Source organism: Streptomyces sp. NPDC051578 (genome assembly GCF_044454045.1).
Taxonomy (GTDB): domain Bacteria; phylum Actinomycetota; class Actinomycetes; order Streptomycetales; family Streptomycetaceae; genus Streptomyces.
Genome location: NZ_JBITDH010000001.1, coordinates 1,343,088 through 1,355,948, shown reverse-complemented (window position 1 = coordinate 1,355,948; position 12,861 = coordinate 1,343,088). Strand labels below are relative to the sequence as shown.

General features: G+C 71.8%; 12 protein-coding genes. 10 read left to right on the top strand and 2 right to left on the bottom strand.

The genetic code is table 11. The features are described from left to right. Positions 1–10: 10 nt before the first annotated feature. The 7 genes from ACIA6C_RS06000 to ACIA6C_RS05970 all read left to right on the top strand — a co-directional run bounded on the left by ACIA6C_RS06000 (position 11) and on the right by ACIA6C_RS05970 (position 8,456). Complete coding sequence (locus ACIA6C_RS06000) at positions 11–1,771, top strand: ABC transporter substrate-binding protein (RefSeq protein ID WP_399273211.1); 1,761 nt, start codon at positions 11–13, stop codon at positions 1,769–1,771. Between the two features lie 143 nt (positions 1,772–1,914). Continuing rightward, positions 1,915–2,916, top strand: a complete 1,002-nt coding sequence (locus tag ACIA6C_RS05995) for an ABC transporter permease (protein ID WP_399273209.1) — start codon at positions 1,915–1,917, stop codon at positions 2,914–2,916. Positions 2,917–2,945: 29 nt separating this feature from the next. Then, positions 2,946–4,022, top strand: a complete 1,077-nt coding sequence (locus tag ACIA6C_RS05990; RefSeq protein ID WP_399274490.1) for an ABC transporter ATP-binding protein — start codon at positions 2,946–2,948, stop codon at positions 4,020–4,022. Then, positions 4,019–5,152 (top strand): ABC transporter ATP-binding protein, encoded by a 1,134-nt coding sequence (locus ACIA6C_RS05985; RefSeq protein WP_399273207.1) that lies wholly within the window; start codon positions 4,019–4,021, stop codon positions 5,150–5,152. The genes ACIA6C_RS05990 and ACIA6C_RS05985 overlap by 4 nt, the downstream gene beginning before the upstream one ends. Before the next feature lie 259 nt (positions 5,153–5,411). Continuing rightward, the gene (locus tag ACIA6C_RS05980) at positions 5,412–6,068 is read left to right on the top strand and encodes a trimeric intracellular cation channel family protein (RefSeq protein ID WP_399273205.1); all 657 of its coding nucleotides are present in this window, start codon (positions 5,412–5,414) and stop codon (positions 6,066–6,068) included. 57 nt (positions 6,069–6,125) lie between these two features. Beyond that, a complete protein-coding gene (locus ACIA6C_RS05975) occupies positions 6,126–6,986 on the top strand; it encodes a thioesterase family protein (RefSeq protein WP_399273202.1) in 861 nt (286 codons plus the stop codon). A 306-nt stretch (positions 6,987–7,292) separates the two neighbouring features. Continuing rightward, positions 7,293–8,456, top strand: a complete 1,164-nt coding sequence (locus ACIA6C_RS05970) for a cysteine desulfurase family protein (RefSeq protein WP_361128332.1) — start codon at positions 7,293–7,295, stop codon at positions 8,454–8,456. Here the strand turns inward: ACIA6C_RS05970 and ACIA6C_RS05965 are convergent. Next, positions 8,453–9,088 carry an N-acetylmuramoyl-L-alanine amidase gene (locus ACIA6C_RS05965; RefSeq protein WP_399273200.1) on the bottom strand — a complete coding sequence of 212 codons (636 nt, stop codon included), beginning with the start codon at positions 9,086–9,088 and terminating at the stop codon, positions 8,453–8,455. The two genes, ACIA6C_RS05970 and ACIA6C_RS05965, sit on opposite strands and share 4 nt — an antisense overlap. Positions 9,089–9,157: 69 nt before the next feature. On the opposite strand from ACIA6C_RS05965, the gene mnmA reads away from it, so the two are divergent. Next, entirely contained in the window at positions 9,158–10,291 is a 1,134-nt protein-coding gene (mnmA, locus tag ACIA6C_RS05960) for a tRNA 2-thiouridine(34) synthase MnmA (RefSeq protein WP_399273198.1), read from the top strand. 36 nt (positions 10,292–10,327) lie between these two features. Here mnmA and ACIA6C_RS05955 read toward each other — a convergent pair whose 3' ends face one another. Next, a complete protein-coding gene (locus ACIA6C_RS05955) occupies positions 10,328–11,251 on the bottom strand; it encodes an NADP-dependent oxidoreductase (protein ID WP_366081629.1) in 924 nt (307 codons plus the stop codon). 144 nt (positions 11,252–11,395) lie between these two features. Here ACIA6C_RS05955 and ACIA6C_RS05950 point away from each other — a divergent pair, with 144 nt between their 5' ends. Further along, positions 11,396–12,376: a GlxA family transcriptional regulator gene (locus ACIA6C_RS05950; protein ID WP_399273195.1), complete on the top strand. Its 981-nt coding sequence runs from the start codon at positions 11,396–11,398 to the stop codon at positions 12,374–12,376. An 89-nt stretch (positions 12,377–12,465) separates the two neighbouring features. Beyond that, positions 12,466–12,810 (top strand): DUF1330 domain-containing protein, encoded by a 345-nt coding sequence (locus ACIA6C_RS05945; protein ID WP_399273193.1) that lies wholly within the window; start codon positions 12,466–12,468, stop codon positions 12,808–12,810. The last annotated feature ends 51 nt before the right edge of the window (positions 12,811–12,861 follow it).

The window sequence follows — 12,861 nt, the reverse complement described above, 5'->3', positions numbered from 1 at the left end:
TTGGACAACCGTGATCCGCAGAAAGCAGGCACTCGCGATCACCGCCGTGATCGCCGCCCTGTCGCTGACCGCCGCGTGCGGTGGCGACGACACCAAGAAGGCCGCCGACGGCGACAAGGGCGACAAGGGCTACAGCGGTGCTGCCACCGGCGTCGTGAACGCCTCGGACGCCAAGGGCGGCGAGCTCAAGCTCTGGTCCCCCCAGGACGTCGACTTCCTCGACCCGGCGCGCGCCTACTACGGCTTCGTGTGGAACATGCAGCGCCTCTTCATACGCCAGCTCTACGCGTACGACAGCAAGCCGGGTGCCGCGGGCACCAAGCTCGTCCCGGACCTCGCCGACGGCGAGCCGGTCCTGAGCAACGACGGGAAGACGTACACCGTCAAGATCAAGGACGGGGTGAAGTTCGAGGACGGCGCGCCGATCACCTCGAAGGACTTCAAGTACGGCATCGAGCGCGTCTTCGCGCAGGACGTGCTGGCCGGCGGTCCGACCTACCTGATCGACCAGCTCGACCAGGGCCAGAAGTACCCGGGGCCGTACAAGGACACCGACCCCGACAAGATGGGCCTCAAGTCCGTCCAGACGCCGGACGACCACACGATCGTCTTCAACCTGGCGAGCGCGAACTCCGACTTCAAGTACCTGCTCGCCATGCCGTCCTCCTCGCCCGTCCCGGCGGGCAAGGACTCGGGTGCCACGTACACCAACAAGCCGGTCTCCACGGGCCCGTACAAGGTCGAGAGCTTCGCCTCCGGCAAGGGCGCGACCTTCGTCCGCAACGAGAACTGGGACCCGAAGACCGACACGGTCCGCAAGGGTCTGCCGGACAAGGTCACCTTCACGGTCACCACCAACCCGGACGACATGGACCAGCGTCTGCTCTCCGGCGACATCGACCTCGCCGTCGACGGCACCGGTGTCCAGCAGGCCGCGAAGAACAAGATCCTCAAGGACGCGAACCTCAAGAAGAACGCGGACAACCCGTTCACGGGCTACATCCGCTACTTCGCCTTCCCGCAGACGGTCGCGCCGTTCGACAACATCGAGTGCCGCAAGGCCGTCATCTACGCGGCCGACCCGAAGTCGCTCCAGAACGCCCGCGGCGGCCCGACCAGCGGTGACCTCGGCGCGAACATGCTGCCGCCCGGTGTCCCCGGCGCCGACAAGTCCTACGACCCGTGGAACCTGACGGCGGGCAAGCCGCAGGAGGACAAGGCGAAGGCCGCCCTCAAGGCGTGCGGCAAGCCCGACGGGTTCGAGACCACCATCGCGGTCCGCAACAACAAGGCCCCCGAGGTCAAGTCCGCCGAGTCCCTCCAGGCCGCGCTCGCCAAGGTCGGCATCAAGGCGACGATCGACCAGTACGACGGCAAGCTCTCCTCCTCCACCATCGGTTCGCCCGAGAACGTGAAGAAGAAGAACTACGGGATCATCGTGATGGGCTGGGGCGCCGACTACAACTCCGGCGCGGGCTTCCTCCAGCCGCTGGTCGACGGTTCGTTCATCGCCCAGACCGGCAACAACAACTACACGATGCTCGACGACCCCGAGGTCAACGGGCTGTTCGACAAGGCCGCCGCCGCCGCCACGCCGGAAGCCGCCGCGCCGTTCTACACGGACATCAACAAGAAGGTCATGGAGAAGGCGCTCTACCTGCCGATCAACTTCGACAAGGCGCTGGTCTACCACAACCCGCGGCTGACGAACGTCTACTTCAACGACTCCATGGGCAAGATCGACCTCGCGGTCATCGGCGTCGCCAAGTAGTCACCTCCACCAGCTGGTCAGCAAGTACGTAAGTAAGTGCCTTCACCGCACGTGCGCTAGTCCGAAGGGCAGGTGAAGGCCGCAGGCGGCGGCTGCCGTCCCCACGAGGGGCGGCAGCCGCCCGCCCCGGGCGGCCGACTGCAGTGCTCGTCTACCTCATACGGCGGCTGTTCAACGTCGCCGCCACGCTGCTGGTGGTCTCCGTGGTCACCTTCGGCATCTTCTTCGCGGTCCCGAAACTGACCGGCAGCGATCCCGCACTCATGTACGCGGGCCGTGAGACCAATCCGACCGCCCTGGCCGGCATCCGCGTGAAGATGGGCTTCGACAAGCCCATCTCCGAGCAGTACTGGCTGTTCCTCAAGGGCGTCTTCGCCGGCCGCGACTACGACTCCGGCACCGAGGTCACGCACTGCGCCGCACCGTGCTTCGGCTACTCCTTCAAGAGCGAGGCCCCCGTCTGGGAGACCATGCTCGACCGCATGCCGGTCACCCTCTCGCTCGCCCTCGGCGCGGCCGTGATCTGGGTGATCGCCGGTGTGGCGACCGGGGTGGTCTCCGCGCTCAAACGCAGGACCGCCATCGACCGGACCGTGATGGTCGGAGCCCTCGCCGGCGTCTCCCTGCCCATCTTTTTCACCGGCATGGTGGCCCCCGCGATCTTCGTCTACGGCCTCGGCTGGCTGGACGTGTCCAACTACAAACCCCTGACCGAGGATCCACTGGCCTGGCTCAACAGCCTGATCCTCCCCTGGGTCACCCTGGCCTTCCTCTTCGCCGCCACCTACGCCCGCATCACCCGCGCCACCATGCTGGAGGTCCTCGGCGAGGACTACATCCGCACGGCCCGCGCCAAGGGCCTCAAGGAGGGCGTGGTCATCCGCAAGCACGCCCTGCGCTCGACGCTCACCCCGGTCGTCACGATGTTCGGCCTCGACCTCGGCGGCCTCCTCGGCGGCGCCGTGCTCACCGAGACGACCTTCAACTTCCAGGGCCTGGGGACGGCGGCCGTCGCCGCCATCAGCCAGGGCGACCTCCCCGTCATCATGGGCGTGACCCTGCTCGCCGCGCTGTTCGTGGTCGTGGCCAACCTGATCGTGGACCTGCTGTACGCCGTCATCGACCCGCGCGTGAGGCTGACGTGACCGACAACCCCTCCACCTCCGGCGGACCCGTGTTCGTGCCCGAGCAGGCGGGGCCCGAGTCCCGTGCCTCGGCGGCGTCCTTCCTGTCCGTACGCGACCTTCAGGTCCACTTCCCGACCGACGACGGACTGGTCAAGTCCGTCGACGGGCTCTCCTTCGACCTCGACCGCGGCAAGACGCTCGGCATCGTCGGCGAGTCCGGCTCCGGCAAGTCGGTCACCTCGCTGGCCATCATGGGCCTGCACCGCACCGGCCAGGCCCGCAGCCGCCCGCACATCTCCGGCGAGGTCATGCTCGACGGCGAGGACCTCGTCCGGGCCGACGCCGACCACGTGCGCAGGCTCCGCGGCCGCAAGATGGCGATGGTCTTCCAGGACCCGCTGTCCGCGATGCACCCGTACTACACGGTCGGCAAGCAGATCGTCGAGGCGTACCGGACCCACAACGACGTCGACAAGAAGGCGGCCCGCACCCGGGCCGTCGAGATGCTCGACCGCGTCGGCATCCCGGAGCCCCACCGGCGCGTGGACGCGTACCCCCACGAGTTCTCCGGCGGCATGCGCCAGCGCGCGATGATCGCGATGGCGCTGGTGAACAACCCCGAACTGCTCATCGCGGACGAGCCCACGACCGCCCTGGACGTCACCGTCCAGGCGCAGATCCTGGACCTGATCCGGGACCTCCAGAAGGAGTTCGGCTCCGCCGTCATCATGATCACGCACGACCTCGGCGTGGTCGCCGAGATGGCCGACGACATCCTCGTGATGTACGGCGGCCGGTGCGTCGAGCGCGGCACCGCCGAGAAGGTCTTCTACGAGCCCCGCCACCCCTACACCTGGGGCCTGCTCGGCTCGATGCCGCGCATCGACCGCGACCAGACCGAGCGGCTGATCCCGGTCAAGGGCTCCCCGCCCAGCCTCATCAACATCCCGAGCGGCTGCGCCTTCAACCCCCGGTGCCCGTACGCCGACGTACCCAAGGGCGGCATCACCCGCACCCAGCGCCCCGAGCTGACCCAGGACGACAGCCGGCACTGGTCCGCCTGCCACATGTCGCAGGCGGAGCGGACCCGGATCTGGACCGAAGAGATTGCGCCGAAGCTGTGACCGACATGAACAAGACGGGTGAGCCCGGGGCCTCCGATGTCCCGGCGGCATCCGCGGCCTCCGTGACCTCCGCCGCCCCCGCCGAGGAGCCGCTCCTCAAGGTGACCGGACTGGTCAAGCACTTCCCCATCAACAAGGGGCTGCTGCGCCGCCAGACCGCGGCGGTCAAGGCCGTCGACGGCATCGACTTCGACGTCCGCCGGGGGGAGACCCTCGGCATCGTCGGCGAGTCCGGCTGTGGCAAGTCCACGATGGGCCGGCTGATCACGCGGCTGCTCGAACCGAGCAGCGGGAAGGTCGAGTTCGAGGGCCAGGACATCACCCACCTCGGCGTGGCCGGCATGCGGCCGCTGCGCCGCGACGTCCAGATGATCTTCCAGGACCCGTACGGTTCGCTGAACCCGCGCCACACCGTCGGCACGATCGTCGGAGCGCCGTTCAAGCTCCAGAAGGTCACCCCCGAGGGCGGAGTCAAGGCGGAGGTGCAGCGGTTGCTCTCGCTGGTGGGCCTCAACCCCGAGCACTACAACCGCTACCCGCACGAGTTCTCCGGCGGTCAGCGCCAGCGCATCGGCATCGCCCGGGCGCTGGCCCTCAAGCCGAAGCTCGTCGTCGCGGACGAGCCGGTGTCGGCGCTCGACGTGTCGATCCAGGCCCAGGTGGTGAACCTGCTGGACGACCTCCAGGAGGAACTGGGCCTGACCTACGTGATCATCGCGCACGACCTGTCGGTCATCCGGCACGTCTCCGACCGGATCGCGGTGATGTACCTCGGCAAGATCGTGGAGCTGGCGGACCGCAAGTCGCTGTACGAGGCGCCGATGCACCCGTACACGACCGCGCTGATGTCGGCCGTGCCGGTGCCGGACCCGAGGCGGCGCGGCGCGAAGAGCGGCCGCATCCTGCTCAAGGGCGACGTGCCGTCCCCCATCTCGCCGCCGAGCGGCTGCCGCTTCCACACCCGCTGCTGGAAGGCGACGGAGCTGTGCACCACGCAGGAGCCGCCGCTGGTCGCCCTCAAGACCGGGCACCAGGTCGCCTGCCACCACCCGGAGAACGCCCCCGACCAGGCGCCGGGGGACAAGGCCCTGCCGGGCGCGGCGGAAGCGGTGGAGACGCCGACCGTCTAGTGCTGTGACCGGAAAGGTCCACCGGGTCGCGGCGCCCGGCACGGCACCTCTGCGCGTTGTCGGACCACGGTGGTACGTGGCCCTTCGCCTTGCGATGCACCGCACCGAACACCGCGACCCGGCAAACCTTCCCGGCCACAGCACTGGCTGTTGCCCGGGGTCCCGGGGCGGACGCGCCCGGGGGCCCCGGTGCCGGGCCGCCGTCCCGCCGCGGCGGGGGCGTGCCGGGGCCGCCGCCGCCAGCCCGCACAATGGGGGCGTGTCCCACGATCTCTTCCCGCCCGGTATCCAGCACGCCCTGGACCTCGCGGGCATTTTCGTCTTCGCCACCGCCGGCGCGCTGCTCGCCGTCCGCAAGAACTTCGACGTCTTCGGCATCTGTGTGCTCGCGCTCGTCACCGCCCTCGGCGGTGGGCTGCTGCGCGACCTGGTGATCGGCGCCGTCCCGCCGGCCGCGTTCGGCGAGCTCAGCTTCTTCCTGACCCCGCTGGTCGCCGCCGCGATCGTCTTCTTCCTGCACCCCGAGGTCCAGCGGATCAACCGCGCGATCAACGTCTGCGACGCCGCCGGGCTCGGACTGTTCTGCGTGTCGGGCACGACGAAGGCCTACGAGTACGGACTCGGCCTCACCGCGTCGGCCGCGCTGGGCGTGGCGACGGCGGTCGGCGGCGGCGTCATGCGCGACGTCCTCGCGGGCGGGGTGCCGTCGCTGCTGCGCGACCGGGAGATGTACGCGGTCCCGGCCGTGGTCGGCGCCTCGATGGTGGCCCTGTTCATCGGCTTCGAGGTGCTGAACGGATTCACCACGGGCGTCGCCATCGTGACCGCCTTCGTGCTCAGACTCCTCGCGATCCGCTACCACTGGCGGGCGCCGCTGGCCTGGAACCGCCGCTCGGCCGTGACCGAAGAGCCGTGACCTTGCCGTAGCAGAGCAAAGCTACCGCTTAGTAGCTTACGGGTGTACCTTCGCCTCATGTCACACACAGCGGCCCAGGCAGCCATCGGAGACAGCGAGTTCGACCGCGACACCGCCATCGCCCCCCGAGCGGGCGAGGCCGGCGTGTACGACACGGAGCTCTCCGCCGGCTGGACGATCATCAGCGCGGTCAACGGCGGATACCTCCTGGCCCTGGTCGGCCGGGCACTGACGGCGGCCCTCCCGCACCCGGACCCGTTCACCGTCTCCGCCCACTACCTGACCTCCTCCGTGCCCGGTCCCGCCGTGGTCCGCACGCAGGTCGTCCGGAGCGGACGCACCCTCTCCACCGGGCAGGCCTCGCTCTTCCAGTACGACGAGAGCGGCGCGGAGATCGAGCGCATCCGGGTCCTCGCCTCCTACGGCGACCTCGACTCGCTCCCCGACTCCGTCCACACCACGGCGCGGCCCCCGGCCATCCCCGCGTACGAGGACTGCCTCGGCACCGAGGCCGGCCCGGCGCCCATCCCGGGCAGTTCCGAGATCGTCGACCGGCTGCGGTTGCGGCTGGACCCCGCGACGGCCGGCTGGGCCGTCGGCGCGCCGTCCGGCAAGGGTGAGATGCGGGCCTGGTTCGAGCTGGCCGACGGCCGGGACGCGGACCCGCTGTCCCTGCTGCTGGCGGTGGACGCGCTGCCGCCGACCGCCTTCGACCTCGGCCTGATGGGCTGGACCCCGACCGTGGAACTCACCACGCACATCCGCCACCGCCCGGCACCGGGCCCGCTGCGGGTCTCCATCACCACGCGCAACCTGGCCGGCGGCTTCCTGGAGGAGGACGCGGAGGTCTGGGACTCGGCCGACCGCCTGGTGGCCCAGTCCCGCCAGCTGGCCCGCGCCCCGCGCACCACTTCTTGACGCGGCTCTCGCGCCGCCCGGCCCCGATGGGCCGGCTCTCGCGCCGCCCGGCCCCGATGGGACTCCCGGGCCAGGGGCCGCCGCCCCGGACTCCGTCCGGCGATGGCCGCGCCCGGGGGCCCTTCGCGTGACACCAGCCGAGGCCGGCCGCGCGAGGGGCGCCATCTGGAGCCGGGCCGGGGAGTGGGGGACGCGGGTACCCGGACGCAGCCCCGGGCGGCCCGCGCAACGGTGGAAGGGCGGGTCGGGACCGGCTCGGGGCCCGGAGGGGTCGGGGGCGGCGGGGGCTCGTAGAATCGGGGGATCATGGCCTACCTCGATCACGCCGCTACCACGCCGATGCTGCCGGAGGCAGCTGCGGCGATGACCGCGCAGTTCGCCGCCACGGGTAACGCGTCCTCCCTCCACGCCGCAGGCCGCCGCGCCCGCCGCACCGTCGAGGAGGCCCGTGAGGCACTCGCCGAAGCCCTCGGCGCGCGCCCGAGCGAGGTGGTCTTCACCGCCGGCGGCACCGAGGCCGACAACCTCGCCGTCAAGGGCCTCTACTGGGCCCGCCGCGACCAGGACCCCGCGCGCACCCGCGTGCTCGCGAGCCCCGTCGAGCACCACGCCGTCCTCGACGCGGTCGACTGGCTCGCCGAGCACGAGGGCGCCCGCGTCGAGTACCTGCCCGTGGACCGGTACGGGCGCGTACACCCCGAGGCCTTCCGGGAAGCGGTGGAACGCAACCCCGACGACATCGCCCTCGCCACCGTCATGTGGGCCAACAACGAGATCGGCACCGTGCTGCCGGTCCGCGAACTCGCCGCGGTCGCGGCCGAGTTCGGGATCCCGGTGCACTCCGACGCGGTCCAGGCCTTCGGGCAGCTCGACGTCGGCTTCGCCGGCAGCGGCCTCGCCGCCATGACGGTCAGCGGCCACAAGGTCGGCGGCCCCTACGGCATCGGCGCGCTGCTGCTCGGCCGCGACCAGAGCCCCGTACCCGTCCTGCACGGCGGCGGCCAGGAGCGGCACGTCCGCTCCGGCACCCTGGACGTGCCCGCCATCGCGGCCTTCGCGGTCGCCGCCGTCCTCGCCGCCGAGCGGCGCGAGGACTTCGCCACCCGGATCGGCGCCCTGCGCGACGAGCTGATCACCGCCGTGCTCCGGGAAGTGCCCGACGCCGTCCTCGGCGGAGACCCCGTCGAGCGGCTTCCCGCCAACGCGCACTTCAGCTTCCCCGGCTGCGAGGGCGACTCGCTGCTGCTGCTCCTCGACGCCCAGGGCATCGAATGCTCCACCGGCTCGGCCTGCACCGCCGGCGTGGCCCAGCCCAGCCACGTCCTGCTCGCCACCGGAACCGATCCCGAGCTGGCCCGCGGCACCCTGCGGTTCTCCCTCGGTCACACCTCCACCAAGGAGGACATCACCGCCGTGGCCGCCGCCATCGGCCCCGCCGTGGCCCGGGCCCGCACCGCCGGCCTCAGCTAGGCCGTCAGCGCCTCACCGACCATGCGCAGGTACCGGTCCCAGTCCCACAGGGGGCCCGGATCCGTGTGGTCGGTGCCCGGGACCTCGCTGTGGCCGAGCAGGTGTCTTCGGTCGACCGGTATGCCGTACCTGTGGCAGACGTCCGCCGCCAGCCGGGCCGACGCCGCGTACATCGCGTCCGTGAAGTCCTGCGGCCGGTCTACGAAGCCCTCGTGCTCGATGCCGACGCTGCGCTCGTTCATCGAGCGGTTCCCGGAGTGGAAGGCCACGTCCAGCTCCCGGACCATCTGCTCCACGTGCCCGTCCTTGCGGACTATGTAGTGCGCCGACGCCTTGTGCCACGGGTTCTTGAAGGCGTCCACCGAGGTGTCGAAGCTGCCCTGCGTGACATGGACGACGATCCGGTCGACCCGGTAGTCCTCGGGCCGGTCCGCCAACCGCCAGTTCGCCGGCGAGGCCGCCGTCCAGCTCGCGCCCGCGTGGTCCAGCGCCCCCTCCTTCCGGGGCCGGGGCACCCCCGGAAGCAGCCACCACGCGCGCCCGAGCTCCTCCCGACCGGCGACCGCCGCCACCGCGAAGATCCCGAGCCCTCCGAACAGCACGGCCCTGCGGGTCCTGCCCCTGCTCCCCATGTGATCCACCCCCCGCTCCTGACAACGCGCTGTGACCCCGGGCGGTTCCCCCGTACCCTGGACGGTGCTATGACTGAGAACCTGCCGCGCACCCCCCGCCCCCTTCGCGTCCTGGCCGCCATGTCCGGCGGTGTGGACTCCGCCGTCGCCGCGGCCCGCGCGGTCGAAGCCGGGCACGAGGTGACCGGCGTCCACCTCGCCCTCTCCGCGAACCCGCAGTCCTTCCGGACCGGCGCCCGCGGCTGCTGCACCATCGAGGACTCCCGCGACGCCCGGCGCGCCGCCGACGTCATCGGCATCCCGTTCTACGTCTGGGACCTCGCCGAACGCTTCCGCGAGGACGTCGTGGAGGACTTCATCGCCGAGTACGAGGCCGGCCGCACCCCCAACCCGTGCCTGCGCTGCAACGAGAAGATCAAGTTCGCGGCGCTGCTCGACAAGGCCCTCGCCCTCGGCTTCGACGCCGTGTGCACCGGCCACTACGCCACCGTCGTGGAGAACCCGGACGGCTCCCGCGAGCTGCACCGCGCCTGCGACATGGCCAAGGACCAGTCGTACGTCCTCGGCGTCCTGGACGAGAAGCAGCTCGCCCACGCCCTCTTCCCGCTCGGCGACACCCTCACCACCAAGGACGAGATCCGCGCCGAGGCCGAGCGCCGCGGGCTGGCCGTCGCCAAGAAGCCCGACAGCCACGACATCTGCTTCATCGCCGACGGTGACACCCAGGGCTTCCTCGCGAGCCGCCTCGGCAAGGCCGAGGGCGACATCGTGGACGGCGCGACCGGAGAGAAGGTCGGCAGCCACGACGGCGCCTTCGGCTTCACCATCGGCCAGCGCAAGGGCCTGCGCATCGGACACCCGGCCCCCGACGGCAAGCCGCGCTACGTCCTCGACATCTCGCCGGTGAACAACACCGTGACCGTCGGCCCCGCCGAGGCCCTCGACGTGAGTGCCCTCACCGCCATCCGCCCCCGCTGGTGCGGCTCCGCCCCGGCCGCCCCGGGGACGTACACCGCCCAGCTGCGCGCCCACGGCGGCGAGAGCGAGGTGCACGCCGAGGTCGTGGACGGGGAGCTGCGCGTCTCCTTCACGGAGCCGGTACGCGGCGTGGCCCCCGGCCAGGCCATCGTGCTCTACGACGGCACGCGCGTGGTCGGCTCCGCCACCATCGCCTCCACCACCCGCGCCGCCGCCAACGTCTGACGGGGGCCCGGGCCGGTCCGGCCCGGGCCGCCGGGCTCAGGCCACCGTCAGGACGATCTTGCCGGTGGTCCGGCCCTGCTCGCCGATCTCGTGGGCCTTCGCCGCCTGCTCCAGCGGCAGCACCGTGTCGATGACCACGCGGAGCTCCCCCGCGTCGGCCAGCGCGGCGATCTCCAGCAGGCCGCGGAGGTCCGGCTCCACGAGCATCCAGGCGGCGTGCACGCCCTGCGGGTCCTCCGGGAGGCCGTCCGGGCCCGGCAGGGTGATCAGGTGTCCGCCCTGCTTGAGCACCTTCAGCGAGCGCTGCCCGAGGTCCCCGCCGACCGCGTCGAGCACGACGTCCACATCGGAGACGGCGTCCTCGAAGTCGGTGGTCCGGTAGTCGACGACCTCATCGGCGCCCAGCTCGCGCAGCAGCTCGTGCTTGCCCGCGCTGGCGGTGCCGATCACGTACGCGCCGCGCGCCTTGGCGATCTGCACGGCCAGGTGGCCGACCCCGCCCGCCGCCGCGTGCACCAGGACCCGCTGCCCGGCGCGCAGCCCGGCCGTGTCCACCAGCGCCTGCCAGGCGGTCAGCGCGGCCAGCGGGAGCGCCGCCGCCTGCACGTGGTCCAGGGAGGCGGGCTTCGGTGCGAAGTGCCGGGCCGGGGCGACCACGTACTCGGCGTAGCCGCCCGCCTGGCGCGGGAAGTTCGGCATGCCGTAGACCTCGTCGCCCGCGCGGTACAGCGTCACGCCCGGGCCGACCGCCTCGACGGTGCCCGAGACGTCCCAGCCGACCATCGGGACGTCGCCCCAGCCGATGAGGGCGCCACTGGCACGGGTCTTGAAGTCCACCGGGTTCACGCCGGCCGCGTGGACCCGCACGAGGATCTCGTTCAGACCCGGCTCGGGCCGCTCGGCCTCGACCTCGGTGAGAACCTCGGGGCCACCCCACTGGCTGACGACGACCGCGCGCATGACTGTCTCCTTCGTAGCGCTCTGTTGCGCCCTGTTGCGTTCTGTGGTGCTCCGGGCCGGTCGTTCCGGCCCGTGGCACCAGCTTGGCCGCTCGCCGCACCCGATGGTGTTGGCCGTACGGCCACCATGTGACAGGATCTGGCCATGCCCGCTTTGCATCGAATCGCCGTACTCGCCCTCGAAGGTGTCGCCCCCTTCGAGCTCGGCATGCCCTCGCGCGTCTTCGGCAACGCCCGCGCCGCGGACGGCAGCGCCCTCTACGAGGTCACCGTCTGCACCGCGGACGGCCTCCCGGTCGCCACCGACGCGGGCTTCACCGTCGCCGTCGCCGCGGGCCCCGAAGCCCTCGCCGCGGCCGACACCGTGATCGTCCCGCCGACCCACGCCATGCCCGGACTGCTGCGCGGCGAACCCCTGCCGGCGTCCCTCCTCGACGCCCTCGCGGCCATCCGCCCCGGCACCCGCATCGTGTCCATCTGCACCGGTTCCGAGGTGCTCGCCGCCGCCGGGCTGCTCGACGGCCGGCCCGCCACCACCCACTGGGTGCACGCACCGGAGTTCCAGCGGGCCTTCCCGCGCGTCAAGCTCGACGAGGACGTGCTCTTCGTCGACGACGGCGACCTCCTCACCTCGGCCGGCGTGGCCGCCGGCATCGACCTCTGCCTCTACCTGGTCCGCGCCGACCACGGCACGGCCGTCGCCAACCGCGCGGCCCGGCTGTGCGTCGTACCCCCGTGGCGCGACGGCGGCCAGGCCCAGTACATCGACCGGCCGGTCCCCGAACCCACCGTCGCCACCACCACCGCCACCCGTGCCTGGGCCCTGGAGCGGCTCGCCCAGCCGCTCACCCTGGCCGAGCTGGCCGCGCACGCGAGGATGAGCCTGCGCACCTTCACCCGACGCTTCCGCGACGAGGTCGGCATGACCCCCGTCCAGTGGCTCACCGGCCAACGCCTCGACCTGGCGAGGCAGTTGCTGGAATCCAGCGACCTGCCCGTCGACCTCGTCGCCCACCGCTGCGGCTTCGGCTCCGCGAACTCCCTGCGCCAGCACATGCGCGCCGCCCTGGGCATCTCCCCGATCGCCTACCGGCGCACCTTCCGCCCGGCGCTCGTGGAGGCATGACCTCCGGGGTAATCGCCCCGCCGGGCGCCGCTTGGCAGGATCGGAGCAACGGCCCGGACCGCCCGGGACAGCCGACAGGGGAGACAGCCATGACCGCGTACGCCATCGGCCACATACGTCCGGAGACGATGAACGAGGAGATCCTGCGCTACATCGAGGAGATCCAGGCCACCATGGACCCGTACGAGGGCCGCTTCCTCGTCCACGGAGCCGAGGTGGAGGTCATGGAAGGCACCTTCCCCGGCACGCTCGTCGTGATCGGCTTCCCGGACATCGAGCGCGCCCGCGCCTGGTACGGCTCGCCCGCCTACCAGGCCCTCGTCCCGCTCCGCACCCGCCACATCCCGGGCGAGATCATCCTGGTCGACGGCGTCCCGCCGGGCTACGACGCCCGCAAGACCGCGGCCGGGCTGCGCGAGGCGGCCGGCCTCTGACCCGGGCCCCCCACCGCACCCCGGCGCGGACAACGGCCCGCCCCCGGGGTG

What these genes read in the sequence shown, in the direction of transcription:
- mnmA (WP_399273198.1), top strand. Translation starts at nt 9,158, where the DNA reads ATGACTGAGAACCTGCCGCGCACCCCCCGCCCCCTTCGCGTCCTGGCC.
- ACIA6C_RS05950 (WP_399273195.1), top strand. Translation starts at nt 11,396, where the DNA reads ATGCCCGCTTTGCATCGAATCGCCGTACTCGCCCTCGAAGGTGTCGCC.
- ACIA6C_RS05970 (WP_361128332.1), top strand. Translation starts at nt 7,293, where the DNA reads ATGGCCTACCTCGATCACGCCGCTACCACGCCGATGCTGCCGGAGGCA.
- ACIA6C_RS05965 (WP_399273200.1), bottom strand. Translation starts at nt 9,088, where the DNA reads ATGGGGAGCAGGGGCAGGACCCGCAGGGCCGTGCTGTTCGGAGGGCTC.
- ACIA6C_RS05955 (WP_366081629.1), bottom strand. Translation starts at nt 11,251, where the DNA reads ATGCGCGCGGTCGTCGTCAGCCAGTGGGGTGGCCCCGAGGTTCTCACC.
- ACIA6C_RS05975 (WP_399273202.1), top strand. Translation starts at nt 6,126, where the DNA reads ATGTCACACACAGCGGCCCAGGCAGCCATCGGAGACAGCGAGTTCGAC.
- ACIA6C_RS05945 (WP_399273193.1), top strand. Translation starts at nt 12,466, where the DNA reads ATGACCGCGTACGCCATCGGCCACATACGTCCGGAGACGATGAACGAG.